The organism is Psychroserpens mesophilus, assembly GCF_050617655.1.
Classification (GTDB): Bacteria; Bacteroidota; Bacteroidia; order Flavobacteriales; family Flavobacteriaceae; genus Psychroserpens; species Psychroserpens mesophilus_A.
Genome location: NZ_JBODQC010000208.1, coordinates 1 through 265 on the forward strand (window position 1 = coordinate 1; position 265 = coordinate 265).

The following is a 265-nucleotide window of genomic DNA, read 5'->3' on the forward strand; positions in this document are numbered from 1 at the left end:
ATTGGACGTAGGTTTAACATATCTCACTTTAAACCGTAGTTCTAAGTCGCTTTCTGGTGGTGAAGCACAGCGTATTCGTTTGGCTACGCAAATAGGTTCGCAATTAGTTGGTGTATTATACATCTTAGACGAGCCTAGTATTGGTCTACACCAACGTGATAATGAAAAACTCATTAACTCGTTAGAATCACTTAGGGATGTGGGCAATTCTGTTATTGTTGTAGAGCACGATAAAGATATGATAGAACGTGCAGACCATGTGATT

The 265-nt window shown here is 39.2% G+C and carries 1 pseudogene; it reads left to right on the forward strand.

Annotated elements, in window-relative coordinates:
• A pseudogene (locus tag ACRHNM_RS16975) lies at positions 1 to 265 on the forward strand (iron ABC transporter permease); the annotation flags it as partial.